Origin of the sequence: Pararhodobacter zhoushanensis (genome assembly GCF_003990445.1) — a bacterium.
In the GTDB taxonomy this organism is placed as follows: domain Bacteria; phylum Pseudomonadota; class Alphaproteobacteria; order Rhodobacterales; family Rhodobacteraceae; genus Pararhodobacter; species Pararhodobacter zhoushanensis.
In genome coordinates, this window is record NZ_REEZ01000007.1 from 189,480 (window position 1) to 214,452 (window position 24,973).

Consider the following 24,973-nt stretch of genomic DNA (forward strand, 5'->3'; position numbering starts at 1 on the left):
TTTGGCGATCCGTGGGCCTTACAGCCCCATCCGCCGCGTCTGGTCCAGATCGATGACCTTCGCGCCTTGCTCGGGTTCGGGTTCCGGCTCTGGCGTGGTTTCGGCGACGTCCTCGGGTTCTTCGGCGTCCTCGATGGGCTCTTCTGCGACGGGCTCGTCGACCTCATCCTCGTCGTCGATCACCGCCGCCTCAGGCGCGGGCGAGGGCAGGGCGCCCACGATCAGCGGCAGCATCTCGGTCCCCGTCGCGCTGGGGCCCGAGCTGTTGGGCGTCTGGGTCCAGCTGAGCGTGTCGAACGCCCCGCAATTGGCGCACAGCGCGTGCCAGCCGGCGTGTTCATGGTGGCAGTTCTCGCAGACCCATTGCTGGCCGCGCGGCGCGATCAGCGCCCGTGCCAGCCAGCCGCGCACCACCTGATCCGGCGAGCCTTCGCCGCGCTCGATTGCTGCCATGATGGTCATCACGCGCTGCGTCGGGTGGGTGTCGTGCAGATCGCCCATGGCGCGGCGCGCGCCGGGGAAATCCTCGGCCGCGATGAGCAGTTCGGCGCGGGTCATCTGCGCCTCGGGACCGGGGGTCAGCGCCAGCAGCGGCTCGAACCGCTTGAGCCGGGTCGTCGCCGCCTCTTGCGGGGCAATCGCCGCGAAGGCCTGCGCCAGTTCGGGGTGCGGCTGGGTTTTCCACGTGCGTTTGAGCACTTTGGCCGCCGCCTTGGGCTTGCCGCGCGCCACCATCGCGCCCGCCGCCATCACCGCCGCAGGCACCAATTCGGGCGAGGCCTTGTTCGCCTCGATCGCCAGATCCTGCGCCAGCGCGGTGTTGCCCTTCTCGGCCTCGACCTCGGCCTGTTGCAGGGTCAGCACGGCATCACGGCGCTGATAGACCGGCTTGGGCAAGCGGCCCGAACGCGAAGTCTCAAGCAGCGTGCGCCGCGCGCCTTGCCAGTCCGAGGCATCGTTTTGCAGTTTCAGCAGGTTATCCTGCGTCGCCGCATGGCCGGGCCGCAGGCTGAGCGCCGTAGCCGCCAGTTTGCGCGCCTTGGTGGAATTGCCCGCTTCGATCTGTTGCGACAACAGGCCTTGCACGCCGACAAAGCGCGAACGGTCCTGCTCCAGCAGCCGCTTGTAATACTCCTCGGCCAGCTGGGTGTTGCCCTTGGCCTGCGCCGATTGCGCGATCAACAGGGTGGTCAGCGTCTGGTCATCCATCAGCTTCTCGGCCTTGCGCGCCTTGGTCAGCGCCTTGTCGCCCTCGCCCGAGGCCAGCGCCAGAAAGCCGTCGGTCAGCGCTTCAAGCCCGCGCCGACGGCGGCCACGCTCGAAATAGCGGCTGATCGCGGTGTCATCGCCGTTGATGAAGCGCAGCGTTGCCACCAGCAACCCGGCCAGCTTCATCAGCAGCCACAGCCCGGCCAGCAGCAGGATCGCGGCAATCGCCATCTGCACCGGGCCCAGCGTGAATTCGGTGTTCGCCACGGCGATGCGCACGCCCGCGTCTGTCTGCATCAGGGTCTCGGCGCCTATCGTCAGGCCCGCGACCACGGCAAGGAACAGGATGACCTTCAAGACTGTCCAGAACATCGCTTACTCCTCACCATCCATACGCGTCTGGACTTGCGCCAGCGCTGCCAGGGCCGCAAGCCGGGTCTCGGCCTGCGCGCGCCAGTTTGCCATCGCCTCGGCGGGGGCGCCGGTCAGCGCGTCCACCTCGTCCAGCGTCGCTTGCAGATTGCCCTGCTGCAACTGCGCCTCGGCGCGTGACAGCACGGCATCGGGGTCGTCGCCCTCGCGCGGCGCGAGCGAGCGCGCGCCGGTCTGCGCCCGCACGAACGACGCCACCCGGTCGCCCAGGCTGGCATCAGGCGCAGGCGGCACCGACGCGAGCGCCGCGCGCGCTGCCGGGGCGAAGCTGCTTTGCAACTGCGCCAGCGTCACCAGCCCCTCACCCAAGGGGGCAAGGGCGGCGGGCGCATCGGTCAACGTCGCCAGAGCGCCCGGCTGCGGATCGCCCGACTCGGACGCCGCGACCAGTTCGGCCAAAGCGGCACGCTCGGCGATGCGCTGCTGCGCCGTCGCCACATCCTCTTCGCGGGTCTCCAGCACCTGCTCTTGCGAATCCAGCGCGCTGCGGGCATCCGCCATCGCGGCCGTTACGGCCGTGTCGATCCGCCCGGCAACGCCCTCTTCCAGCTCGGCCAGCCGGGTCGCGAGCGAGCCGACAGCGGTGTTCAGCGTATCCTCGGTCACGCCGCTTGGCGCGGCCTCCAGCGTGCTCAGCCGCTCCTCGACCGGCGACAGATCCGGCGTCGCGCTTTCCAGCGCCGCTACACGGTCCGCCAGACCGGCGGTATCGGCAGGCGTCGCCGCCTCAAGCGCGGTGATGCGGGTGTCCAGCGGCTCAAGCGCAGCTTGCAAGGCCGCCGGGCTGACACTGCTTTGTGCTTCCAGCGCCGCGATCCGGTCGGTCAGAGCCGACGTGTCCGCCGTCGCCCCGCGCCAACCCTCAGGCAGCACGAACAACACCGCCGCCGCGCCAATCGCTGCGGCCAGAACGCCACCCAGCAGCATCGTGCCCGTGCCGCGCGGCGGGGCGGGCGGCGCCGGGGCCACGGGTTCGCTGACCGGGGTTTCGACCGGCTCGATCACTGGTTCGGAAAACGGGGATTGCTCAACCGCGGGCTCATCCGTTGCCATCCCCGACGGATCAATGACCGGCTCAGGCTCAGGCTCAGGGGCGGGCGCTGGTTCAGACAGGGTTTCTTCCGCAGGCGCGTCCAGAACGGGCGCTTCGACCGGCGTTGCTGACGGGCTTTCCGGCGTTTCTGCGGGAATCCCGGCAGTCTTTTCTTCGACGACCTCGGCCTCGTCGATGGCGGCCGCCTTGTCACTCGCCTTGTCGGACTTAGCGCGGCTGCGAGTTGTGCGTGCCATCGGAACCTCCACGTCACTGTGCGCCGCAAATACCGGCGCTTGATTGATACTTAGCCCGCCGCCGACAAGGTCTCAACCCGCCGGGGCGTCCTGCGACAATGCTTCCTTGACCGCGCGCAACATTGCGGCGCCGTCGGGTGCCTCCGCGATCACTGCATGGGCACGCAGCGTATCAGGCAAGGCTGCAGCACAGTTTGCACTGATCGCGATCAGCGTCAGATCCGAAACTGCGTCTATGCCAGACTGGTTGGCGAATCGTTTCGCCGCGCGCGGTGAGAACAACGCAACGACAACGCGCCGCCCGGCCAACTGTTCCGCCAGACCCGGCGGAAACTCGCACCCCTGCGCCTCGTAGACCGCGACACCCTGCAGATCGAGCTGCGGCAGCGCTGCCACCAGATCGCGCGCCAGATGCACGCCGTGGGCATGAACCAGCGGCCCCTCGGGCGCATCACGGGTCAAGGTTTCGATCAGCGCCCCGGCCTCGCCGCCGCCATCGCGCGGCTCGAACCCGGCCGCCTTGGCGGCCTGCGCCGTCGCCGGACCCACGCACCACGCGGGCATCGGCGGCAGCTTGGGCAGGAACGGCACCGCATTGGCCGAGGTCAGCACCAGCCCCCGCGCGCGGTCGAAAACGCGTGCATCAAAGGGCACCCCGACCACTTCGGACAAGGGGGCAATCACTACCTCATGAGGGGGGCACGACTCAAACGCCTCGGCCGCGAAGCGGTTGGACTGGGGCAGGGGGCGGGTCAGCAGCAAAATCGGGGGCATGAGCATTCCGTAGCGCCCATTGTCTGCGGCGCGCCCCGATGCTACCCCCGGTGCCACGCGCTCTGCAACCAGCCAGACCAATACGGCACCCATGACCCGCACGCTTACCGTCCTTGGCATCGAATCCAGCTGCGACGATACCGGCGCGGCTTTGGTGCGCCATGTGCCGGGCCAGCCGGGTGAGGTGCTGGCCAATGTGGTGGCAGGCCAGACCGATCTGCACGCGGCCTTCGGCGGCGTCGTCCCCGAAATCGCCGCCCGCGCCCATGCCGAGAAGCTGGATCTGGTGGTGGAAGAGGCGCTCGCCCGTTCAGGCCTGACCTTGCGCGACCTTGACGCGATTGCCGTCACCGCCGGGCCGGGGCTGATCGGCGGCGTGCTGTCGGGCGTGATGCTGGCCAAGGGGCTGTGCGCCGCCACCGGCCTGCCGCTGGTCGGCGTTAACCACCTTGCCGGCCATGCGCTGACCCCGCGCCTGACCGATGGCCTTGCGTTCCCCTATCTCATGCTGCTGGTCTCGGGCGGGCATTGCCAATTCCTGCGGGTGGATGGCCCCGAGGCTTTCACCCGCCTCGGCGGCACCATTGACGACGCACCCGGCGAGGCGTTTGACAAGACCGCCAAACTGCTCGGCCTGCCGCAACCCGGCGGCCCGAGCGTGGAGCAAGAGGCCAAGTCAGGCGACCCCAAACGCTTCGCCTTCCCGCGCCCGTTGCTGGACCGGCCGGGCTGTGATCTCAGCTTTTCCGGCCTGAAAACCGCCTTGATGCGCGCCCGCGATGCGCTGGTGGCCGAAAAGGGCGGGCTGACCCGTCAGGACCGCGCCGATCTGTGCGCCGGGTTTCAGGCGGCCGTCTCCGACACGCTGGCCGAAAAAGCCCGCCGCGCGCTGGCGCTTTGCCCCGACATTACCGCCTTTGCCGTGGCCGGCGGCGTCGCCGCCAACGCCACCCTGCGCAGCCGCCTGACGCAGGTGGCGGGCGACATCCCCTTCATCGCCCCGCCGCTGGCCCTGTGCACCGACAACGCCGCGATGATCGCCTGGGCCGGGATCGAGCGGTTCCGGGGCGGCCATACCGATGACATGACCCTGAGCGCCCGGCCCCGCTGGCCGCTCGACACCGCCGCCCCCGCGCTGATCGGCTCGGGCAAGCGCGGCGCCAAAGCCTGACCCAAAGAGGAAATCCCATGCCCCTGTTCGCATTGATCTGCACCGACAAGCCCGACCACGAACCCCTGCGCAAATCCACCCGCGACGCGCATCTGGCCTATCTGAACGGCACCGGCAGCACCGTGTTCGCCGGGCCGTTTCTGGACAATGGCACGATGACCGGCAGCCTTGTGGTCATCGACGTCGCCGACAAAGCCGCCGCCGAATCCTGGGCCGCGAACGACCCCTACGCGCTGGCCGGGCTCTTCGCATCGGTGCGTATCGAGGAATGGAAAAAGGTGATCGGCTGATGGCCTACTGGCTGATGAAATCCGAGCCCAACAAGTTCAGCTGGGACCAGCTGATCGCCAAGGGCGAGGCCGGTGAAGAATGGGACGGCGTGCGCAACTATCTGGCGCGCAACAACATGCGCGAGATGGCGCTTGGCGATCAGGTGTTCTTCTACCACTCGAACATCGGGCTTGAGGTCGTCGGCATCGCCGAGGTCTGCGCGCTCTCGCATCCCGACAGCACCACCGAAGACCCGCGCTGGGATTGCGTCGACATCCGCGCAGTCAAACCGCTGCCGCAGCCGGTCTCGCTCAAAGAGATCAAGGCCACGCCCGAACTGTCCGATATGTCGCTGGTCACCTCGATGCGGCTGTCGGTACAGCCGGTCAAACCCGAGGAATGGCAACTCGTCTGCCGCATGGGCGGCCTGGAACAGGACTGAAACCCCTTTCCCGCCGCCAGAGCCCGCGCTAGCCTGACCAAAACCATGGGAGGGACAGCATGGATTATCTCGCAGTGATCGTCACCGCGGCGATTGGTTTCGGCATCGGCGCGCTTTGGTACGGGGTTCTGTCAAAGCCCTGGGTCGCGGCCTCGGGCGTGCCGACCGACGCCAACGGCGCACCGCGCGGCGGGGCCAATCCGGTCACCTTCGCCGGGGCCTATCTCTGCATCCTGCTCGTCGCCGGGATGATGCGCCATGTCTTCGCCATGGGCGGGATCAACACCATGGGTCTGGGCATCATGGGCGGGTTGGGGATCGGTCTGTTCTTTATCGCGCCGTGGATCACCCTGAACGTCCTCTTTGCCCAACGCCCCAAGGTTCTGGCGCTGATCGACGGCGGCTATGCCACCATCGCCTGCGCGGTGATGGGCGGGGTGCTCACGCTGTTCTGAGCCGCGAAAGGACGCCCTCATGACCCAATGGACCACAAGCTGGCAGCTTTGGGCGCTGCTCGCCGCGGCTTTTGCCGCGATGACCGCAATCTTTGCCAAGATCGGTGTGCAGGGCGTCAATTCCGACTTTGCGACGTTCTTTCGCACCATTGTCGTGGCGCTGGTGCTCGGCACCATCCTGATCGCCACCAGGCAGATGCAATCGCCGCTGGGGCTGGGCAGCAAGAGCCTGATCTTTCTGGTGCTCTCGGGCCTCGCCACCGGCGCGTCCTGGGTCTGCTATTTTCGCGCGCTCAGCATCGGTCAGGCGTCGCAGGTCGCCCCGGTGGACAAGCTCAGCGTCGTGCTGGTGGCGATCTTCGGCGTGGTGTTTCTGGGCGAGCGCCTGTCCGGCCTCAGCTGGCTCGGCGTCGGCATGATCGCCTCAGGCGCGGTGATCATGGCGCTGGGCTGACCCGCCGCCAGATCAGCAACCCCGCCATCAGTGCTATCCCCAGCGCCGCCAGCCCGGCCACCGGCGCGTTCAGCGGGCTGGCGTTGTGCACCACCACCGCGACCAGCGCCCAGATCACCGTCAGCCCGTATTCCGGCGCACGCGGCAACCGCGCCTGAACCGTCAGTGCCAGTGCCAGAGCCACCACCAGCGCGACCAGTGCCGCAGGCGTCGCGCCCGTCCAGCCCCACCCGGCCAGCAGCAGCCCGATCGACACCGAACTCGCCGCCGTCAGCCAGCCCGCATAGATCGCCACCGGTGCCTGCTGCAACCAGCGGTCCGCCCGCGTCGTGCGCCACAGCGCCACCAGCGCCGCGATCAGCATCGCCCAGATCAGCACGGTTGCGCCAATCGGCGTGCGCTCGGCCATCGCCAGCCAGAAGGTGCCCAGCCCAAGGCTGACAAACAGCGCCGGGCGCATCGGCTGCCACGCAGGGTCTTCGGCGCGTTTCCACAGCCCGAACCCGGCGGCAATGATCAGCCACGCATAAATCAGCCCCCAGATCGAGAAGGCATAGCCCGCCGGCTGCACCGGCGGGTCATCCTGCGGGACAGGGAACAAGGCCGGATCGAACCCGGCAAAGCTGGTGACAAAGAACGGCGACACCGCAAAGGTCACCGCGACGAGCAGAACGAGGAAGGGCATGAGGCGTTTCATGCTGCCTTATGTGGCGCGCGGAACCGGCAAATCCAGCCCTGCTCAGCGGATCCCCAGCGCCGCCATCGTCTCGTCCATCGAGACAGTTCCGGGCTCAATCCCCTCGCGCAGCATCCGCACCGACAGAGCGATCATCGCGTCATTCAGCGGCGTCGGCACCCCGTGCAACCGACCCAGCATCGCGATCTCGCCGTTCAGATAGTCGGTCTCTACACTGCCCCCGCGCTGCAGGCTTTGCAGGGTTGAGTTGCTCATGCCGGGCGCATCCGGGATCGGGCCGGTTTTCATATGCACAGCCCGGCGCGGGTCGGTCTGGCTGACATCCTCGACGCGAATGCCCGCAGCGGCCAGAACCGTTTCCGCCTCGGCCCGAAGGGCGGCGCGCAGCGGTTTGTCCGCGGCCTTGGGCCCAAAGGCCGCGCCCGAGATATTGCCAAGGTTCATCAGAAGCTTGCCATATTTCGACGCCATCACATCGTCTTTGACATACGCCGCGAACGTCGCCCCGTTCAGCGCCTCGGCCAGCGCGGCGTCGGCGTCATCCGAGCCGCTAGGGAAGCGGCCAATGTCGAACATACCGAACTTGGGATAAGAGTGGGTGATCGCTTCGCCGGGGTTCAGATAGGTCGCGGGCATCATCACGGTGACGCCGTGGACATTGGGAAACAGCCGCAGCGCCATCGCCTCGTTCGCCACGCCATTCTGAACGCAGAAAATCGGCTGCTCGGTCACGCCGGCCATGCGCAGCGCGTCCAGCGCGGGCTGGGTGTCTTGCGTCTTCATGCACAGCAGGATCGCGTCATCGGGGCGAAAACTGATCTCGCCGGGCGACGCGACGCAGGTGACCGGCACCACCGCATCCACCTCGGGGCTGCGCAGGCGGATGCCTCCCGCCTGCACGGCTGCCAGCATGCGCCCGCGCGCGATGCCGATTACCTCGGTGCCCGAGCGTTGCAGCGCCGCCGCCAGCACGCCCCCGACAGCGCCAACCCCGTAAACGATGACCCGCATGGCGTTCTCCTTATCCGTTTTGCCGCGACCCTAAGGGGGATCGCCAAAGGGCGCCAGTGGGCGCAACGGGATCGTAGGGCGGGGTTTAACCCCGCCATGGTCCCGCCGCCACGGGCTATGCAGCAGGCAGACGCGGGTGCGTTGCTGGCTCAAAGGCGAGTGCCGCACGATGATCGACGGCCCGGGCACCTGCGCGCTGTGCCGTTACCGGCCCGCCGGGATCAGCAGCAGCTTTCCGGTCGTCTGCCGGCTCTCGATATCCGCCAGCGCCTGCGCGGCCTCTTGTAGCGGATAGGCGGTGGTCGCCTGCACCATCAGCTGACCGCGCGCGATCCAGTCGAACAGCTGCGCCGCGTGCTGGCGCAGCAAGGCCGGGGTCGGGATGTGATCCGAAAACACCGCATAGCCCAGCTTGATGCTGCGCGGCAGGCTCATGATCTCGATGGCATCGGGCGCTCCCAGCACCGGGCCGTACCAGCAAAACGTGCCGGACGGGCGCAGCGCATCCAGCGAGCCTTGAAACGTCACCGGCCCGCTGCCGTCATAGACCACATCAACGCCTTTGCCGCCGGTCAGCGCGCGCGCCTGCTGCGCGAACTCGCCCGCGGTGTCGATGATCACATGATCCGCCCCGGCCGCGCGCGCAACGGCGGCCTTTTCTTCGGACGACACCCGCCCGATCACCGTGCCGCCCCGCAATTTGATGATCTGCGTCAACAGCAGGCCCAGCCCGCCTGCAGCGGCATGGACCAGCGCCACATCGCCGGGCTGCACCGGATAGAAATCGGTGGCGAAATGGCTGGCGGTCAGCCCCTGCATCATCACCGAGGCCGCCGTTTTATCGTCAATCCCCTCGGGGACCGGCACCAGCGAGGCGGCGAGGATGACCAGCTGCTCGGCATAGCTGCCCGGCGCATAGACCCAGGCCACGCGGTCGCCGGGCGCGAAATCCGTCACACCCGCGCCGACCGCGCGCACGGTGCCAGCGCCTTCGACACCCATCACCTTGGGGTCGGGCGTGTCGGTCCAGGCCTTACCCTGCCGGACGCCCAGATCCATGAAATTGACCCCGGCTGCGGCCACCGTAACCAGCACCTCGCCCGGACCCGGCTGCGGGTCTGGCCACGCGACATAATCCATCACGTCCCGATCACCGGGACGGTTCATTACCACTGCTTTCATCTGTCTGACTCCGTTCTTGACAGAATGGTCCAAAATGGACCAAAAAAAATTACCGGCGGATCAGGGCGCGCATCGCCAGCCTTCTGATCGCATTTAGGCTCGCGGGAGCGGCGCCACCGCGCGCCGACAGCCGCAGGCTGGCAATCGTCGCGACCACAAAGCGCGCCGCTTCCTCGGGCACTACCCCGTCGGCCAGCGTGCCATCGGTTGCGGCGTCCTCAAGGCACGCCATCAGGGCTTGCTGCAGCACCCGGTCGGCGGCGGCGTTGATCGCGTTTACCTCGGCGTCGCGGCAGCCGAATTCGCTGATCGACCCGACGCCAAGGCACGGCTCATCCGCCCGAGCGATCACGCCGTCCAGCAGGGCCGCAATGGCGTCCAGCCCGCGTCCGCCCGTCTTGAGCGCGCTCAGATGCTTGTGCGCTTCGTCACGCGCGTAGCGTTCGAGCGCGGCGGCGTAGAGCTTCTGCTTGTCGCCGAACGTGTCGTAAAAGCTCTGCCTGCCGATGCCCATCGCGGCAAGCAACATGCCAGTCGAGCTGCCCTCGAACCCGTGGTCGCGGAACACCCCGATTGCGGCCTCAAGCGCGCTGTCACGTTCAAATTCTTTCGGTCTTGCCATGAGGGGGATATAGTGATTCTGGATCGAATAGTCCAGAACTAAGTGCGGTGCCCAACCCTTGCCCCACCGAAACGCAAAACGGGAGCCGATTGGCTCCCGTTCATAGCTTTCGCAAAGGTTAACGGCTCTGCTCAAACTATTGATTTCTATGGTGGCGGGAAAGTGTCCCATCGTGGGACACCCGCCGTTTCCAGATCAGTACCGGTAATGCTCGGGCTTGAAGGGCCCCTCGACCGTGACGCCGATATACTCGGCCTGTTCGGATTTCAGCGTGGTCAGCTTGACCCCGATCCGCGCCAGATGCAGGCGGGCGACTTTCTCGTCCAGCGCTTTGGGCAGCAGGTAGACGCCGGGCTGGTATTCCTCGCCCTTGGTCCACAGCTCGATCTGCGCCAGCACCTGGTTGGTGAAGCTGGCCGACATCACGAAGGACGGGTGGCCGGTGGCGTTGCCAAGGTTCAGCAGGCGGCCTTGCGACAGCAGGATCATGCGGTTGCCCGAGGGCATCTCGATCATGTCCACCTGATCCTTGATGTTGGTCCATTTGTGGTTGCGCAGCTGGGCGACCTGGATCTCGTTGTCGAAGTGGCCGATGTTGCCGACGATCGCCATATCCTTCATCTCGCGCATATGCTCGATGCGGATCACGTCCTTGTTGCCGGTCGTGGTGATGAAGATATCGGCGGTGGCCGCCACGTCTTCCAGCGTCACCACCTCATAGCCGTCCATCGCCGCCTGCAGCGCGCAGATCGGGTCGATTTCCGTGACTTTCACGCGGGCACCCGCCCCACTGAGCGACGCCGCCGAGCCCTTGCCCACATCGCCATAGCCGCAGACCACGGCGACCTTGCCGGCCATCATCGTGTCGGTGGCGCGGCGGATGCCGTCGACCAGCGATTCCTTGCAGCCGTATTTGTTGTCGAACTTCGACTTGGTGACGCTGTCGTTCACGTTGATCGCCGGGAAGGGCAGCTGGCCCTTCTTGTGCAGATCATAGAGACGGTGCACGCCGGTGGTGGTCTCCTCGGAGACGCCCTTGATCTGGTCGCGCACCTTGGTGAACCAGCCGGGGCTGGCCGCCATCCGCTTGGCGATCTGCGCCTTGATCACCACTTCCTCATCCGATTGCGGGACGGGGATGACGTTTTCCCCGGCCTCAGCCCGCGCGCCCAGCAGCACGTAGAGCGTCGCGTCACCGCCATCGTCGAGGATCATGTTGGGGCCGTCGGCGAACTGGAACGAGCGGTCGAGATAATCCCAATGCTCTTCCAGCGACTGGCCCTTGATCGCGAAGACCGGCGTGCCGCCCGCCGCAATCGCGGCGGCGGCGTGGTCCTGCGTCGAGTAGATGTTGCACGAGGCCCAGCGGACATCGGCGCCCAGCTCGACCAGCGTCTCGATCAGCACGGCGGTCTGGATCGTCATGTGCAGCGAGCCGACAATACGCGCGCCTTTCAGCGGCTTGGTGGTGCCGAATTCTTCACGACAGGCCATCAGGCCGGGCATTTCGGTCTCGGCGATGTCCAGTTCCTTGCGACCGTAATCCGCAAGCGCAATGTCTTTGACGATGTAATCGGCGGCCATCCGAGGCTCCTGTCTGACGCGGTATTTTTGCCCAGATAGCACTGCGCCCCCTTTACAGCAATGGCAGCGCCCAAACGCGGTTACGCAAGGGTTTCGACGTCGCCGCGCGACCTCTGTGCCCTTGCGTCCGGTTTCGGTGGTGACCGCCGCAGCTCAGCTTACGTCCGCGTGATCGCCGTCAACAGCGGATCGCGACGCTCGGTGCGCAGGCGGCTGCTGCGCTCGATCGCATCGCGGTCGCGCCAGTCAGCGGGGTGGATCATCGGCTGATAGGGCTGCGAGGGCGCGTCAGAACGGGTTGCGACGCGGATGATGGAATTCATGATGCCGAACATGGGGGCTCTCCTGCCAGTGTTTTGATGCTCCCGTTATGCCTTGAAACTGCTGCAGGACGAAGTTCGGATGGTTTTCAACCTGTAAGCTGTGCTAACATCAGGCATGGACTGGAAAGACATCCCCTCACTGGCCTCGCTGCGTGCCTTCGACGCGCTGGCGCGGCATGGCAGCCTGTCGGCGGCGGCGCGCGAGCTGAACGTGACTCATGCGGCGGTCTCGCAGCACCTGCGCGCGCTGGAGAGCGAGTTCGCCGAGCCGCTCGCCCGGCGTGAAGGGCAGGGGATGGTGTTGACCGAGGCCGGGCATGAACTGGCCGCTGCATTGGGCGAGGGTTTTGCCCGTATTGCCGAGGGCGTCACCCGGCTGCGCGACCGGCGCGTGGCGCGGCCCGTGGTGGTGGCGCTGACCCCGTCCTTTGCCGAAGCGTGGCTGATGCCGCGCATCGGCGGGTTCTGGGCGGCGCATCCCGAGATCGAGGTGCGGCTGGTGCCCGGCATCACCCTGACCGACCTGCGCCGCGACGGGGTGGATCTGGCGATCCGGTTCGGCGCGGGGCAATGGCCCGGCGTCCAGAGCGAGCCGCTGGATCTGAGCCGCTTCGCCGTCGTGGCGGCACCCGGCTATACCAAGGTGCGCTCGCTGGCCGATCTGGACAAGCTGACCGCGCATGACTGGTTCTTCTCGACCGCTTCGTCCGAACAGCGGGTCTGGGGCAAGGCCATCGGCGCCGATTTCGATAAGGTTGGCGCGCGCGAGATGGCGAACAACGGCATGGTATTGAGCGCCGTACGCGCCGGTCTGGGTATGTCCATTCAGGCGATGGCGCTGGTCCAGCCGGATCTGGCAACGGGCCAGCTGGTTTCGCTCTATGAGGGCGATGCCGAGGGGCTGGGCTATTACATCATCACGCGCAACGAGCCGCCTTCGCCCGGCGCGCGCGTATTCCTGTCGTGGCTAAGGCGCGCCGCGCGGACCGGCGCTTAGGCCGGGTCGCGGTTCAGGCGCGGCAGGAAGGCGGCAAGGATGCCGAGCGCTGGCAGGAAGCCGCAGATCTTGTAGACGAACTCGATCCCCTTGTCGTCAGCGACCAGCCCCAGCGCGGCGGCGGCAATCCCGCCGATGCCGAAAGACAGGCCAAAGAACACACCGGCAATCAGTCCGACGCGGCCCGGCACCAGCTCTTGTGCGAAGACGACGATGGCGGGAAAGGCCGAGGACAGGATCAGGCCGATGAAGACGGTCATGATCCCGGTGCCGACGAGACCGACATAGGGCAGCGCCAGCGTGAAGGGCAGAACGCCCAGAATGGACACCCAGATCACCGTGCGTGTGCCGATCTTGTCGCCGATCACCCCGCCAAAGATCACCCCGCAGGCCGAGGCCGCAAGGAAGATGAACAGCATCATCTGCGACTCTTGCGTGGTCAGGTTGAACCTCTCGATCAGGAAGAACGTGTAGTACGAGCTGATCGAGGCGATATAGGCGTTCTTGGTGAACACAAGGAAGGCCAGCAGGGTGATGGTGAGCACCACCCGGCTGCGCGGCAGCCCGTGGTCGATGATTGCACGCCTGCGTTTAGCCGCGCGGTTCTGGCGGGCCTGCCAGCGGCCGACCTGACTGAGGATCGCAATCCCGACCAGCGCCAGCGCAGCGAACCACGCCACCGACCCGCGCCCTGAGGGCACGACGATGAAGGCGGCCAGCAGCGGTCCTGCCGCATGGCCCATGTTGCCGCCGACCTGAAACATCGACTGCGCGGTGCCGAACCGGCGACCGGCGGCGGTGCGGGCGACGCGGCTTGCCTCAGGGTGGAAGACCGCCGAGCCGATACCGATCATCGCCGCACCCGCCAGCAGGTAGGGATACGAGGGCGCATTGGCCAGCAACAGCAGGCCCAGCATGGTGCTGCCCATGCCCACAGCCAGCGATTGCGGGAACGGGTAACGGTCGGTCAACGTGCCCACGATAGGCTGCAGGACCGAGGCGGTGCCCATGAAGGCCAGCGACATCAGGCCGATTTGCGTGAAGCTCAACGCAAATTCGTCATGGAGGAGGGGATAACTGGCCGAAAGGACGGACTGCATTACATCATTGATGAAATGGCAAAGCGCGATGGACAGGATCACCATGTACTGGGTTTGCACAACCGCTTCGGCAGCCGAAGGCGCCGCAGCGCCGGAAGAAACAGTGGTGTCCGCCATGATCCGATCCTACACAGGTGTAGCATGGACGTGAACGCGAGGACGCTTGCTGTCAAGGGTTTCGCTGAATTGCGGCGTATTTGCGCCAGCGCGCGCGGCTTGGCGCCTGATCACGGCATTCACTGTTGAGCGACGGGGGCCTTTGTGCGACATCTTCCAAAACGGCGGTACAGCGAGGAATGCGCGTGACAAACGCGACGGCAGGACGGCGGGCGAACCCGCGCGCCGCCAGGCATCGGGCTCGACTCGGACAGTTTGGCATGCGCGGCAGGCTGATGGCTGCGGCGTTGATGGCTGTGTTGGGTCTTGGCGCGACGACGCAGGCCGCAACAGCCCTTGAATCCATTGACTTTAACGCTGAGGGTGCCAGCGACTCGCTGATGGAAACCCTGCGCGCGAGCTCGCTTTTGCTGACCGCGCAAGAGGCCGAGCGCACGGCGCCGCTGGACCTGATGGCCGCCGCGCGCGCGGAATACGGGCGGCTGATCGGGCTGCTGTATGAGCAGGCGTATTTCGCGCCCACCATCCATGTGCGCGTCGACGGGCGCGAGGCGGCGGATATCGCGCCGCTGTCGAACCCCACCACCATTGACCGGATCGTCGTGGATATCGTCCTTGGCCCCCAATTCACCTTTGGTGAGGTGTCGGTCGAGCCGCTGATCGCCGGAACCGTCCTGCCCGAAGATTTCGCCACCGGCCAGCCTGCCCGCAGCACCACGGTGCGCGCCGCGCTCACCGCGGCGCTGGATGCGTGGCGTGCGCAGGGCTATGCGCTGGCTGCTGCTGCCGATCAGCGCGTTGTCGCCAACCACAACAGCAACCAGCTGAATGTGCGACTGACTCTGACGCCCGGCCCGCAGTTGCGTATCGGCACGGTGGTGCCGCAGGGGCAAGAACGCACGCGGCCTCAGCGGATCGTCGATATCGCCGGGCTCGAGCGGGGCGCGATTCACAATCCCGAAGACATCACCGATGCCGAAACGCGGCTGCGGCAAACGGGGGCTTTTGCCTCAGTCGTGCTGAACACCGCTGAAACGGCGAACCCGGACGGCACCGTCGATGTGACCGCGCTGGTGCAGGAGGCTCCGCCCCGGCGTATCGGGTTCGGCGCCGAGATCGACTCAGAATCTGGCGGGCGGCTCAGCGGTTTCTGGCTGCACCGCAATCTTTTGGGCGGGGCCGAGCGGCTGCGGCTGGAAGCGGCGGTTGACGGTATCGCGGCGCGGGTCGGCGGGCTGGGTTATACGCTGGATGCGCGCTATACGCGGCCAGCCACCCTGAACCGTGACACCGATCTGGAGCTGGGCCTCAACGCTGTCCGCCTGAACGAGCGCGACTACGAGGCCGACGCGTTTCAAGCGGATGCCACGCTGGTCCGCCGCTACAGCGATGCGCTGCGCGCGTCCGCCGGGCTCATCCTGCGCTTTGAAAGCGCGGATTTTGCCGGCACCAGCCGTGATTTCGGCACCTTTGGCATTCCGGTCACGGTCACGCATGACACCCGCGACGTGGCCCTGAACGCAACGGATGGCCATTACGTCTGGGCCGAGGCGATGCCCTATCTCGGCTTTGCCGAGGCGCAAAGCGGGCTGCGCCTGCGCTTTGATGCGCGGACCTATCATGACCTGGGCAGCGAGGGCCGCTTTGTGCTGGCCGGACGCGCGCAACTGGGCGCGGTGATCGGGCCGGATATCGACGCCACGCCGCGCGGCTATCTGTTCTATTCGGGCGGCGGCGGCACCGTGCGCGGCTTGCCGTATCAATCGCTGGGCGTGACCAGCGGCGGCACCGACTCTGGCGGGCGCGGTTTTGCCGGGCTGTCGGCGGAACTGCGGGTGCGGATCAACGATACCTTCTCGGTCGTCGCGTTTGCGGATGCAGGCGCGGTATCGTCCGGTGTCTTTTCCGGCGAGACCGACTGGCAGGCGGGCGGCGGTGCGGGCATTCGCTATGCCACGCCGATCGGCCCGCTGCGGCTGGATCTGGCCGTGCCGATACGGCGCAATGCCGGTGTTACGGGGAATAATGTGCAGCTTTATCTTGGTATCGGACAGGCTTTTTGATGGGCCAAACCGCAAAGCGTGATGTTGCGGTGACACGGTTCGGGCGCATCAAACACCAAATGCGCGGCTGGGTTGCCGTGCTGATGGCGATGGTGACGCTGGCCGCGACCCCGGCGATGGCCGACACGCAAGAGGATGTCGGCGTTCTGGCCGGGATGCTTCAGGACGTGCTGTCGGACGCGGGCCGCAATGTGCGCATCCGCGGCTTTCAGGGCGCGCTGTCATCGCGGGCCACGATCAGCGAGATCAGCATCTCGGACGACGAGGGCATCTGGATCACCCTGACCGATGTGGTGCTGGACTGGAACCGCTCGGCCCTGCTGAGCGGACGGGTCGAGATCAACGAACTCAGCGCCGAGCGGATCGACCTGTTCCGCGTGCCCGGCTCGACCACGCCCGATCCGGCGCTGCCGAGCTCGACCGCGCGCGAGGATTTCTCACTGCCCGAATTGCCGGTCTCGGTGAATATCGGCACGGTCCGCGCCGGGCTGGTGCATCTGGCCGCGCCGGTCATCGGGCAAGAGGCCGAGTTCACCCTGACCGGTGCGGCTCAACTGGCCGGACGGCAGGGCAACGCCAGTTTCGAGGCGCATCGCACCGACGGACAAGAGGGGGCGTTCCGCTTTCAAGGCAGCTTCGACAATGAAACGCGCATCCTGACGCTGGATCTGTCGCTGACCGAGGGGGGCGATGGCATCGTCGCCACCATGCTCAGCATTCCCGACCGTCCGGCGCTGGGCCTGTCGCTGCAAGGCGAAGGCCCGCTCAACACGTTCGAGGCCGACCTGGCGCTGGCGACGGACGGGCAAGAGCGGGTGACGGGGCGCGTGACTGTCGTGGATGCCTCGCCCGATACCAGCGTGATGGATGGCGGCGGGTTCGAGGTGGACATCACCGGCGATCTGCGCCCGTTGCTGGCCGCCGATCTGCACCCTTTCTTTGGCGCGCGCTCTGCCCTGCGGGCGACCGGCACGCGCTCGGAAGAAGGGGAACTGGACCTGTCCGAGCTGTCGGTGACCACCGGTGCGATGCAGCTCAACGGCAGTGCCGCGATCAGCCCCCAGGGGCTGCCGCGCCGCGTGCAGCTGACGGCGGGCATCGAGCGCGCCGATGGTCAGCCGGTGCTGTTGCCGGGCAGTTCGGGGTCGGCACATCTTCAGCGCGCCACGCTGGATATTCACTATGACGAAGGCATCTCTCGCGACTGGACCGTGCGGGCCGAGATCGACACGCTGGATCTGCCGACGATGATGCTGGGCGGTGCCACGCTGGACGGGCGCGGGCGGCTGAACGCCACCAGCGGCACGCCGCTGCCGGGCAGCGATCCGGTGCCAATGTTCGAGGGTGTGTTTGAATTTGACGCGCGCGGGATCGAAGCTGACGACCCGGCGATGCAACAGGCTGTAGGGAGCGAGGTGTTCGGACTGGTCAGTCTGAACTGGCTCGGCGCAGGGCAGCCGGTCGAGCTGACCGGCCTGTCCTTTGAAGGCAGCACCGTGTCGCTGACTGCCTATGGGGAATTGGACGGGCTGAACTTCACCGGTTACTCAGAGCTGGCAATCCCGGATCTGGCCGCCTTCTCGGCCCTTGCAAAACGCCCCTTGGGCGGCAGCGCACTGGCCACGGTGCAGGGCAGCGCCAACCCGTTGACCGGCGCGCTGGATCTCACGGCGGATCTGACCACCACCGATCTGTCGGTCGATATCGCCGAGGCTGACGCGCTGCTGGCCGGACAATCGGGCATCTCGGTGTCGCTGCGCCGCGATACCCAAGGCACCGAATTGCGCGGCTTCTCGGTTGTCGCGGGCACGGCCGAGGTGACGGCACAGGGCCGACTGGACCCGACCGGGACCGATCTGACCGCCTCGCTGATCGTGCGCAATCTGGCGCGGCTGGGTGAGGGCTATGGCGGACAACTGGCGCTGGAGTCGCGGTTGAGCACGACCAGCGGCACCGTGCGGGTGCGGCTGGACGGCTCGGTCGAGAACCTCGCGTTGGCGGATCTGCCGGCAGCGGGCGTGCTGGGCGGGATGTTCACCGGCACCAACCAGTTGCACGCCGATGTGGTGATGCAGGACGGCGTCACGCAGATCGTGGATCTGACGCTGATCGGCCCGCGTCTGGACCTGAGCGCCGATGGCCGCTGGTCGGCGGATGCGCCCGATGTGGCGGTGACGCTGAACCGGCTTGAGATGGCGGCGCTGAACGCGGGCGGACGCGGCCAGATTTCGGCGCGGGCGCAGTTGGCAGGTGAGGACGGCACCACGCGCTATCTGCTCTCGGTGCTGGGATCGGGGCCGCTGGCGACCGGCATCGCGCAAGTGGATTCGCTGATCGGTGACGGTCTGACGGTGCAGGCGCGCGCCACGACGACGGCGGAGGGGGGGCTGCGCATCGACGAAGCCGAGCTCGCCTCGGACGGCTTGCAGGCGACGATCAGCGGGTTGCAGCAAGCCGATGGCGCCGCGCGGTTTGCGGTCAATGCGGTGATCGACAATATCGGACGGGTGGTGCCCGGCATCGGCGGTCGCGTGACGCTGGACACCACTGTGACGCGCACGGCGGGCGACACCGGCTATGGCGTCACGGCGCAGCTGGCAGGCCCCTCGGCGCTGAATGTCAGGGCCAATGGCCGCGTGAACGACGATTTCACGGTGCAGCTGGCGATGAACGGCGGGCTGGACAGCGTGCTGCTGAACCCGTCACTGGAACCGGCCTCGGTCTCGGGGCTTATCCGCTTCGATGGCACCGTCAACGGCCCCATCGGGCTGAATGCCCTGCGGGTCACCGCAAGCCTGTCGGACGGGCGCTATTCACTGCCCGCCGTGGGCGTGGCGTTCCGCAACATCGACGCCACCGCACAGGTCAACGGGCTGTCGGCACAGATTGACCTGAGCGGCACGTCCCTGTCGGGCGGTGACGCGTCGATTTCGGGGCGTATCCGTCTGGACGGTGCGCGCGAGGCGGATCTGGCCGTGCGCGTCAACGAGCTGATCGTGCAGCAACCGCAACTGTTCGAGGCAAGCATTTCCGGCGCTGTCCGGCTGATCGGGCCGCTGGCCCGCGGTCCGTTGGTCACCGGTGAGGTCAACGTCAATCAGGCCGAGATCAGCATTCCCAACTCGCCGCTGGGACGCGCCGGGATGGGGCTGCAAGGGTTGGTGCATGTCGGAGAAGACGCTGCCAGCCGCGAGACGCGGATCAACGCGGGCATTGCCACGGGCACCCGGCTTGGCCCGGCACCCGTGCCGATGCGGCTGGATCTGAGGCTGAATGCGCCGGGCCGGGTGTTCGTGCGCGGGCGCGGGCTGGACGCAGAACTGGGCGGCACGCTGGAGCTGGGCGGCACCACCAGACGGGTGGTGCCGGCGGGCACTTTCAACCTGCTCCGGGGCCGTCTGGATCTGCTGGGCAACCGCTTTAACCTGACCGACGGGTCGGCCAGCATGGTGGGCAGCTTCATGCCCTTCATCCGCCTGACCGCGACGACCGAAAGCGACGGGGTGCTGACCTCGGTCACGCTGTCGGGGCAGGCCGATAGTCCTGAGATCACCTTCTCGTCTGTGCCCGAGCTGCCGCAGGATGAGGTGCTGGCGCGGCTGATCTTCCGGCAGGCGCTGACCTCGCTGTCACCGTTTCAGGCGGCGCAGCTGGCGATGTCGGTGGCGACGCTGACGGGCCGCTCGGACAATTCCATCATCAGCCGCACGCGGCAGGCGCTGGGACTGGACGATCTGGACTTTACCGTCAACGACGCAGGCAACACCCAGCTGCGCGCCGGGCGGCATATCGGTGAGCGGCTTTATACGGATGTGAGCGTCGACAGCACCGGCGAGGGCGAGGTGACGATCAACCTTGATCTCACCTCGAACATCACCCTGCGGGGCCGAGCCGACTCGTCGGGCGGCTCGGGCCTTGGGATCTTTTTCGAGCGCGACTATTAACCCTTGGCCATCGCGCGTTTGAACGCGGGACGCTGGGTCATGCGCTCGAAATAGCTGACAAGATAGGGCTCGTTGATCTCGAACTTGGCAGCGCGCGCCCAGACCAGACAATGCGCCAGCAGGATGTCGGTCACGGTGAACTCGTTCCCCGTGGCAAAGGGCGTATCACCCAACCGCTGCGCCAGACTGGTCTGGTTGCGGTTGAACTCCCAGCGCAGGGATTCCTTGACCCCGGCGACGCGCTGTTCGGCGGGCAGCATGAAGCTGTGGCGCGCAGCGGTCCAGAGCACGCCGTCGAACTCGTCCAGAACGCATTGCGACAGCATATCCTGCCGCGCGCGGGCGATGGTACCCGCGGGGGCGGTGAACTGGCCGTGGGCATCTGCAAGATACTGGATGATCGCGGTAGAATCGGTGATCGGCTCGCCATCGACCAGCAGCACGGGGACTTTGCCGCGCGGGTAATGCTGGGTGACCGAGGCCTCGTGCGGTTTGGCGCTGAGGTGCTCATAGGGCACGCCCAGTTCCTCAAGCATCCACAGGGCGCGACCGGCGCGCGTGCCAGCGGCACCGATCAGGGTGTAATTCGGGGTGGTCATTGGCGATCCTCCATTCGCTTTGGCGCGCATGAAGACATGGGCCGGGCGGGGCGGCAAGCCCGTCGCAGCGTAATCAGCGCCGTCCGGCCATCCGCGCCAGCCGGATCAGCGCGCGTTCGGCCAGTGCCCGCGTCGGCGCGTGGGTGGACGAGCGCAGCATCAGGTCGGTGGCGGTCAGATCGCGCAGCGCGTCCTCGACGCGCGACAGCGACCAGTTCTGCGCCTGACGCAGCAGCTTGTCTCGGCGCGGCCCAAAGACCGGCGGGCGCAGCGACTGGATCGCCTGCGACGGCCCGCCCGGCGCGCTGACCAGCGCGTGCAGCATGCGGAAATGACGCGCGGCACCGATGCAGACGGCGACCGGCTGCACACCCTGCGCCGCCAGCCGCGACAGAATCGGTGCCAGATCGGCCATGCGCCCCTCGGCCAGCGCGTCGAGGATATCGTCGATCTCGGCCTCGTTGCTTTGCGGGGCGAGCATGGCGATTTCAGCCGTGGTCAGGGGTTCGTTGTCGCTGAGCTTGTAGAGCGCGATGCGGGTCAGCGTCTGGCGAAAATCGCCCGGCTCCAGCAATTGCCCCAGCGCCACCAGATCGCGCAGCGCGTCCTGCGGCACGCTCTCCAGACCTTCGGCGCGCAGCATGCCTTCGATCTCGGCCCGGCCCGGCGGGTCATCATAGATCGCCAGCACCCGCGCGCGCTTGTCGCCCTCGAAAAGCTTGCGCAGCTTTGAGCCGGGGGTGAGCTGACCGGCAGTGATCACCAGCATGGCGTCGCCTTCGGCCCATTCATCGAGCACGGCTTTCAGGCCGGTGACGGCGTGGTCATTGGCTTCGTCAATCACCACAGCCCGTGCGCCGGGGAAAAAGCCCTGCGCCTTGGCGGCGTCGACGGCGGCAGAGGGGTCTTTGCGCAGATCGCTGCCGGGCATGCGGGTCAGCCGCATTTCGGCGTCGCCCTTGGGGCCGACAATCGTGGCAACCAGCTTGGCGCGCTTTTCGCTGACGCGCATCGCATCGGCGCCGTAGATCAGCAGGGCTGGCACGCGCGGGTCGGGACGGGCCAGAAAACCCTCCGCATCGCGGGGCGAGAGTTTCATGCCGACGGGATACCCGGCTCGGTGTAGAGCCGCGTGGCAAGCGAATCGGCCAGCATCCGCATCAGGCGCAGATCAGCGTCCTCGGCGGCGGTGGCGGTCGCCAGTTGTGTGCCGGTGGTCGAATAGACACCGGTCGCCAAGACCTGATCCTGCGCCAGAACGGTGCCGCTGGTGATGTCGGTCAGGGTGAAATCGACGGTGCCGAACAGCTGGACGCGGGTTGTGCCGAAATCGTCCACCGAGCCGCGACCAACCTCGCGCACGGCGATGGTATAGGCCAGCGCGAAACGGGGGGCCGTGGGGCGGCCAAGGGTTTCTTCCAGCGCGTGCAGGAACTGATAGTCCCTGCGGCTGACCGGATCGTCGGCCCGCACCGCGTTGCGCAGCACGCGGCCCGCGCCGCCATCGCCATAGACCGGGCGAAAGCCGCAGGCCCCGGTCAGCGCAAGCGCCCCGAGACCCGCCAGTACTTTGCGTCGGTCAGATAACGACATTCACGATCCGCCCCGGGACAACGATGATTTTCTTCGGCGTGGCACCCGCCAGAGCCTTGATCACAGCTTGGTCGGCCAGCGCGGTTTTTTCAACCTCTTCCTTGCTGGCGTCCTTGGGTACGGTGATCTCGGCCTTGCGTTTGCCGTTGAACTGCACGGGCAGGGTGATCACGTCATCGACCAGCAGCGCCGGGTCGGCCTGTGGCCATTGCGCCTGCGTCACCAGCCCGGCACCGCCCAGACGGTGCCACAGCTCTTCGGCCAGATGCGGGGTCATCGGGGCCATCAGCTGCGCCAGAACCCGGCCCGCCTGCTTTTGCGCCTTGGCCGAGGCCTTGGTGCGCGACAGGATGCTGGTCAGTTCATAGAGCTTGGCGATGGCCTTGTTGAAGGCAAAGCCCTCGATGGTCTTGGTCACGTCGTCGATGGCGCGGTGCAACGCGCGCATCAGCTCGTCGTCGCCTTCACCGGGCGCATCGGCGGGCAGGGCGGCGATCTTGTCGCCCAGCGTCCAGACGCGGTTCAGGTGCTTATAGGTCGCCTCGGCCCCTGAGGCCGTCCATTCCACGTCGCGTTCGGGCGGCGAATCGCTCATCACGAACCACCGCGCGGTATCGGCACCGAACTGGTCGATGATGGCGACCGGGTCGACGACGTTACGCTTGGACTTGGACATCTTGGCCGAGGGGATGATCTCGACCTCTTTGCCGTCCTTCAGGAAGCCCGCGCCGTCGCGCAGCTCGACTTCTTCAGGATAGTGATAGACCGCGCGGCCCTGCGCATCGCGGGTCTGGTAGATCGCGTGCGTCACCATGCCCTGCGTGAACAGCGCGTTGAACGGCTCGATGGATTTGGCCGACAGGTGGCCGGTCTTGTGCATCGCGCGGGCAAAGAAGCGCGAATAGAGCAGGTGGAGAATCGCATGCTCGATCCCGCCGATATACTGGTCGACGTTCATCCAGTAGTCGGCTTCTTCCAGATCGGTCGGCGTCGAGGCATGCGGCGCGGTGAAGCGCGCGAAGTACCACGACGAATCGACGAAGGTGTCCATCGTATCGGTTTCGCGCAGCGCGGGCTTGCCGCATTCCGGGCAGGTGCAGCTGCGCCACGCGGTGTGGCGGTCCAGCGGGTTGCCAGGTTTGTCGAACGTGACATCGTCAGGCAGGCGGACCGGCAGGTTTTCCTTGGCCTCGGGGACCAGACCGCAGGTGTCGCATTGCACGAAGGGAATCGGGCAGCCCCAATAGCGCTGGCGGCTGAAGCCCCAGTCGCGCAGGCGGTACATGGTGGTGTCCTTGCCGATGCCACGCGATTCGCACAGCTTGATCGCCGCATCGACAGCCTGATCGGCGGTTTGCTCGGGCTCCCCGGCGATGGGGCGCAGATAGCGCACTGACTCGCTGTCTTCGGGCACATAGGCCTCGGTCAGCGGGGCCTCTTCTGCACCCTTCGCCACGAACACCGGAACGATGGGCAACGCGTATTTGGTGGCAAAGTCGAAATCGCGCTGGTCATGCGCCGGGCAGCCAAAGACAGCGCCGGTGCCGTAGTCCATCTTGATGAAGTTGGCGATCCAGACCGGCATGTGCCAGTCGGGGTCCAGCGGGTGCTGCACAGTCAGCCCGGTGTCAAAGCCCAGCTTCTCGCCCGTCGCCATGGCTTCTTCGGTCGCCGCGCCCTTGCGGGCTTCGGCGCAGAAGGCAGCGACGGCGGGGTTTTGCGCTTCCAGTGCCTTGGCCAGCGGGTGATCGGGCGCGATGCCGACAAAGCTGGCGCCCTGCAGGGTATCGGGGCGGGTGGTGAAAACCTCGATCTGGGTGATGCCATCCGCCGGGGCGGTCAGATCAAAGGCGAATTGCAGGCCGCGGCTGTAACCGATCCAGTTGCGTTGCTGCAGCTTTACCTTGTTGGGCCAGTTTTCCAGCCCGTCCAGCGCCGAAAGCAGCTCGGCCGAATAGTCGGAAATCTTGAAGAACCACTGCTCTTTCTCGCGCCGCTCGACTTCCGCGCCCGAGCGCCAGCCCTTGCCGTCGATGACCTGCTCGTTGGCCAGAACGGTCATGTCGACCGGATCCCAGTTCACGATGCCGGTTTTGCGATAGATCAGCCCGGCCTTGTACATGTCCAGAAACAGCGCCTGCTGCTGGCCATAGTATTCGGGATCACAGGTGGCGAATTCGCGGCTCCAGTCGATCGACAGGCCCAGAGGCTTCATCTGCCCCTTCATCACCTTGATGTTGTTATAGGTCCAGGTGCCCGGATGCCCGCCCTCGGCCATAGCGGCGTTTTCCGCCGGCATGCCGAACGCGTCCCAGCCCATCGGATGCAGCACGCTGAAGCCCTGCGCGCGTTTGTAGCGCGCGACCACGTCGCCCATCGTGTAATTGCGCACATGCCCGATGTGGATGCGGCCCGACGGATAGGGGAACATTTCCAGCACGTAATACTTCGGACGCGCCGGATCGACCTTGGCGGCAAAGCAGCCGTCCGAATCCCAGGCCTGCTGCCAGCGGGGTTCGATTTCTTTGGGCGAATAACGGGCGTCGGACTGGGCGGACATCAGGGTTCCCTGCAGGTGAAAGGCCGGGGCTAATGAAAGGGCCGGGGCAAATGAAAAAGCCGGGCCACGGGGCCCGGCGGTGTC

22 protein-coding genes are annotated in these 24,973 nt (G+C 66.6%); 8 read left to right on the forward strand and 14 right to left on the reverse strand.

The genetic code is table 11. From position 1 onward, the window contains the following. Positions 1-18: 18 nt before the first annotated feature. The 3 genes from EAE28_RS16265 to EAE28_RS16275 all read right to left on the reverse strand — a co-directional run bounded on the left by EAE28_RS16265 (position 19) and on the right by EAE28_RS16275 (position 3,705). Positions 19-1,581, reverse strand: coding sequence for a heme biosynthesis protein HemY (locus EAE28_RS16265; RefSeq protein ID WP_127108152.1), 1,563 nt, complete (start codon positions 1,579-1,581; stop codon positions 19-21). A 3-nt stretch (positions 1,582-1,584) separates the two neighbouring features. Then, positions 1,585-2,931: a COG4223 family protein gene (locus EAE28_RS16270; RefSeq protein ID WP_127108154.1), complete on the reverse strand. Its 1,347-nt coding sequence runs from the start codon at positions 2,929-2,931 to the stop codon at positions 1,585-1,587. 72 nt (positions 2,932-3,003) lie between these two features. After that, positions 3,004-3,705: a uroporphyrinogen-III synthase gene (locus EAE28_RS16275; protein WP_164736668.1), complete on the reverse strand. Its 702-nt coding sequence runs from the start codon at positions 3,703-3,705 to the stop codon at positions 3,004-3,006. A gap of 91 nt (positions 3,706-3,796) precedes the next feature. On the opposite strand from EAE28_RS16275, the gene tsaD reads away from it, so the two are divergent. Genes tsaD through EAE28_RS16300 form a run of 5 tightly spaced genes read left to right on the forward strand, consistent with a single transcriptional unit; the run spans position 3,797 to position 6,497 of the window. Beyond that, the gene (gene tsaD / locus EAE28_RS16280; protein ID WP_127108158.1) at positions 3,797-4,876 is read left to right on the forward strand and encodes a tRNA (adenosine(37)-N6)-threonylcarbamoyltransferase complex transferase subunit TsaD; all 1,080 of its coding nucleotides are present in this window, start codon (positions 3,797-3,799) and stop codon (positions 4,874-4,876) included. Between the two features lie 17 nt (positions 4,877-4,893). After that, positions 4,894-5,166: a YciI family protein gene (locus EAE28_RS16285; protein ID WP_127108160.1), complete on the forward strand. Its 273-nt coding sequence runs from the start codon at positions 4,894-4,896 to the stop codon at positions 5,164-5,166. Beyond that, positions 5,166-5,588 (forward strand): EVE domain-containing protein, encoded by a 423-nt coding sequence (locus EAE28_RS16290; RefSeq protein ID WP_127108162.1) that lies wholly within the window; start codon positions 5,166-5,168, stop codon positions 5,586-5,588. Before EAE28_RS16285 ends, EAE28_RS16290 begins: the two co-directional genes overlap by 1 nt. 59 nt (positions 5,589-5,647) lie before the next feature. After that, positions 5,648-6,043: a DUF1761 domain-containing protein gene (locus EAE28_RS16295; protein WP_127108164.1), complete on the forward strand. Its 396-nt coding sequence runs from the start codon at positions 5,648-5,650 to the stop codon at positions 6,041-6,043. Between the two features lie 19 nt (positions 6,044-6,062). Then, positions 6,063-6,497 carry an EamA family transporter gene (locus EAE28_RS16300; RefSeq protein ID WP_127108166.1) on the forward strand — a complete coding sequence of 145 codons (435 nt, stop codon included), beginning with the start codon at positions 6,063-6,065 and terminating at the stop codon, positions 6,495-6,497. Here EAE28_RS16300 and EAE28_RS16305 read toward each other — a convergent pair. The 6 genes from EAE28_RS16305 to EAE28_RS23825 all read right to left on the reverse strand — a co-directional run bounded on the left by EAE28_RS16305 (position 6,481) and on the right by EAE28_RS23825 (position 11,928). Then, a complete protein-coding gene (locus EAE28_RS16305; protein WP_127108168.1) occupies positions 6,481-7,194 on the reverse strand; it encodes a tryptophan-rich sensory protein in 714 nt (237 codons plus the stop codon). The two genes, EAE28_RS16300 and EAE28_RS16305, sit on opposite strands and share 17 nt — an antisense overlap. 42 nt (positions 7,195-7,236) lie before the next feature. Beyond that, positions 7,237-8,205 carry a ketopantoate reductase family protein gene (locus EAE28_RS16310; RefSeq protein WP_127108170.1) on the reverse strand — a complete coding sequence of 323 codons (969 nt, stop codon included), beginning with the start codon at positions 8,203-8,205 and terminating at the stop codon, positions 7,237-7,239. A 204-nt stretch (positions 8,206-8,409) separates the two neighbouring features. Next, entirely contained in the window at positions 8,410-9,387 is a 978-nt protein-coding gene (locus EAE28_RS16315) for a quinone oxidoreductase family protein (protein ID WP_127108172.1), read from the reverse strand. Between the two features lie 49 nt (positions 9,388-9,436). Continuing rightward, positions 9,437-10,009, reverse strand: coding sequence for a TetR/AcrR family transcriptional regulator (locus EAE28_RS16320; protein ID WP_127108174.1), 573 nt, complete (start codon positions 10,007-10,009; stop codon positions 9,437-9,439). Between the two features lie 195 nt (positions 10,010-10,204). Continuing rightward, complete coding sequence (gene ahcY, locus EAE28_RS16325; protein WP_127108176.1) at positions 10,205-11,593, reverse strand: adenosylhomocysteinase; 1,389 nt, start codon at positions 11,591-11,593, stop codon at positions 10,205-10,207. A 158-nt stretch (positions 11,594-11,751) separates the two neighbouring features. Further along, positions 11,752-11,928: a hypothetical protein gene (locus EAE28_RS23825; protein ID WP_164736669.1), complete on the reverse strand. Its 177-nt coding sequence runs from the start codon at positions 11,926-11,928 to the stop codon at positions 11,752-11,754. Positions 11,929-12,031: 103 nt separating this feature from the next. Between EAE28_RS23825 and EAE28_RS16330 the strand changes: the two genes are divergently transcribed. Continuing rightward, complete coding sequence (locus tag EAE28_RS16330) at positions 12,032-12,913, forward strand: LysR family transcriptional regulator (RefSeq protein WP_127108178.1); 882 nt, start codon at positions 12,032-12,034, stop codon at positions 12,911-12,913. On the opposite strand, the gene EAE28_RS16335 is transcribed toward EAE28_RS16330, so the two are convergent. Next, positions 12,910-14,130: an MFS transporter gene (locus tag EAE28_RS16335; protein WP_127108179.1), complete on the reverse strand. Its 1,221-nt coding sequence runs from the start codon at positions 14,128-14,130 to the stop codon at positions 12,910-12,912. The genes EAE28_RS16330 and EAE28_RS16335 overlap by 4 nt on opposite strands. Positions 14,131-14,390: 260 nt before the next feature. Between EAE28_RS16335 and EAE28_RS16340 the strand changes: the two genes are divergently transcribed. Continuing rightward, a complete protein-coding gene (locus EAE28_RS16340; RefSeq protein WP_164736670.1) occupies positions 14,391-16,193 on the forward strand; it encodes an autotransporter assembly complex protein TamA in 1,803 nt (600 codons plus the stop codon). After that, positions 16,193-20,137 (forward strand): translocation/assembly module TamB domain-containing protein, encoded by a 3,945-nt coding sequence (locus EAE28_RS16345; RefSeq protein WP_127108183.1) that lies wholly within the window; start codon positions 16,193-16,195, stop codon positions 20,135-20,137. The genes EAE28_RS16340 and EAE28_RS16345 overlap by 1 nt, the downstream gene beginning before the upstream one ends. Here the strand turns inward: EAE28_RS16345 and EAE28_RS16350 are convergent. The 4 genes from EAE28_RS16350 to leuS all read right to left on the reverse strand — a co-directional run bounded on the left by EAE28_RS16350 (position 20,134) and on the right by leuS (position 24,889). Further along, the gene (locus tag EAE28_RS16350) at positions 20,134-20,736 is read right to left on the reverse strand and encodes a glutathione S-transferase family protein (protein ID WP_127108185.1); all 603 of its coding nucleotides are present in this window, start codon (positions 20,734-20,736) and stop codon (positions 20,134-20,136) included. The genes EAE28_RS16345 and EAE28_RS16350 overlap by 4 nt on opposite strands. 73 nt (positions 20,737-20,809) lie before the next feature. Then, positions 20,810-21,835, reverse strand: a complete 1,026-nt coding sequence (gene holA, locus EAE28_RS16355) for a DNA polymerase III subunit delta (protein WP_127108187.1) — start codon at positions 21,833-21,835, stop codon at positions 20,810-20,812. Beyond that, complete coding sequence (locus EAE28_RS16360; RefSeq protein ID WP_127108189.1) at positions 21,832-22,329, reverse strand: hypothetical protein; 498 nt, start codon at positions 22,327-22,329, stop codon at positions 21,832-21,834. The genes holA and EAE28_RS16360 overlap by 4 nt, the downstream gene beginning before the upstream one ends. Next, on the reverse strand, positions 22,316-24,889 hold the full coding sequence (gene leuS, locus EAE28_RS16365) for a leucine--tRNA ligase (RefSeq protein ID WP_127108191.1): 2,574 nt from the start codon (positions 24,887-24,889) through the stop codon (positions 22,316-22,318). Before leuS ends, EAE28_RS16360 begins: the two co-directional genes overlap by 14 nt. Positions 24,890-24,973 lie beyond the last annotated feature (84 nt).

Coding starts and splice junctions, on each gene's coding strand:
- EAE28_RS16265 (WP_127108152.1), bottom strand. CDS start 1,581: ATGTTCTGGACAGTCTTGAAGGTCATCCTGTTCCTTGCCGTGGTCGCG.
- EAE28_RS16270 (WP_127108154.1), bottom strand. CDS start 2,931: ATGGCACGCACAACTCGCAGCCGCGCTAAGTCCGACAAGGCGAGTGAC.
- EAE28_RS16275 (WP_164736668.1), bottom strand. CDS start 3,705: ATGCCCCCGATTTTGCTGCTGACCCGCCCCCTGCCCCAGTCCAACCGC.
- tsaD (WP_127108158.1), top strand. CDS start 3,797: ATGACCCGCACGCTTACCGTCCTTGGCATCGAATCCAGCTGCGACGAT.
- EAE28_RS16285 (WP_127108160.1), top strand. CDS start 4,894: ATGCCCCTGTTCGCATTGATCTGCACCGACAAGCCCGACCACGAACCC.
- EAE28_RS16290 (WP_127108162.1), top strand. CDS start 5,166: ATGGCCTACTGGCTGATGAAATCCGAGCCCAACAAGTTCAGCTGGGAC.
- EAE28_RS16295 (WP_127108164.1), top strand. CDS start 5,648: ATGGATTATCTCGCAGTGATCGTCACCGCGGCGATTGGTTTCGGCATC.
- EAE28_RS16300 (WP_127108166.1), top strand. CDS start 6,063: ATGACCCAATGGACCACAAGCTGGCAGCTTTGGGCGCTGCTCGCCGCG.
- EAE28_RS16305 (WP_127108168.1), bottom strand. CDS start 7,194: ATGAAACGCCTCATGCCCTTCCTCGTTCTGCTCGTCGCGGTGACCTTT.
- EAE28_RS16310 (WP_127108170.1), bottom strand. CDS start 8,205: ATGCGGGTCATCGTTTACGGGGTTGGCGCTGTCGGGGGCGTGCTGGCG.
- EAE28_RS16315 (WP_127108172.1), bottom strand. CDS start 9,387: ATGAAAGCAGTGGTAATGAACCGTCCCGGTGATCGGGACGTGATGGAT.
- EAE28_RS16320 (WP_127108174.1), bottom strand. CDS start 10,009: ATGGCAAGACCGAAAGAATTTGAACGTGACAGCGCGCTTGAGGCCGCA.
- ahcY (WP_127108176.1), bottom strand. CDS start 11,593: ATGGCCGCCGATTACATCGTCAAAGACATTGCGCTTGCGGATTACGGT.
- EAE28_RS23825 (WP_164736669.1), bottom strand. CDS start 11,928: ATGTTCGGCATCATGAATTCCATCATCCGCGTCGCAACCCGTTCTGAC.
- EAE28_RS16330 (WP_127108178.1), top strand. CDS start 12,032: ATGGACTGGAAAGACATCCCCTCACTGGCCTCGCTGCGTGCCTTCGAC.
- EAE28_RS16335 (WP_127108179.1), bottom strand. CDS start 14,130: ATGGCGGACACCACTGTTTCTTCCGGCGCTGCGGCGCCTTCGGCTGCC.
- EAE28_RS16340 (WP_164736670.1), top strand. CDS start 14,391: ATGCGCGGCAGGCTGATGGCTGCGGCGTTGATGGCTGTGTTGGGTCTT.
- EAE28_RS16345 (WP_127108183.1), top strand. CDS start 16,193: ATGGGCCAAACCGCAAAGCGTGATGTTGCGGTGACACGGTTCGGGCGC.
- EAE28_RS16350 (WP_127108185.1), bottom strand. CDS start 20,736: ATGACCACCCCGAATTACACCCTGATCGGTGCCGCTGGCACGCGCGCC.
- holA (WP_127108187.1), bottom strand. CDS start 21,835: ATGAAACTCTCGCCCCGCGATGCGGAGGGTTTTCTGGCCCGTCCCGAC.
- EAE28_RS16360 (WP_127108189.1), bottom strand. CDS start 22,329: ATGTCGTTATCTGACCGACGCAAAGTACTGGCGGGTCTCGGGGCGCTT.
- leuS (WP_127108191.1), bottom strand. CDS start 24,889: ATGTCCGCCCAGTCCGACGCCCGTTATTCGCCCAAAGAAATCGAACCC.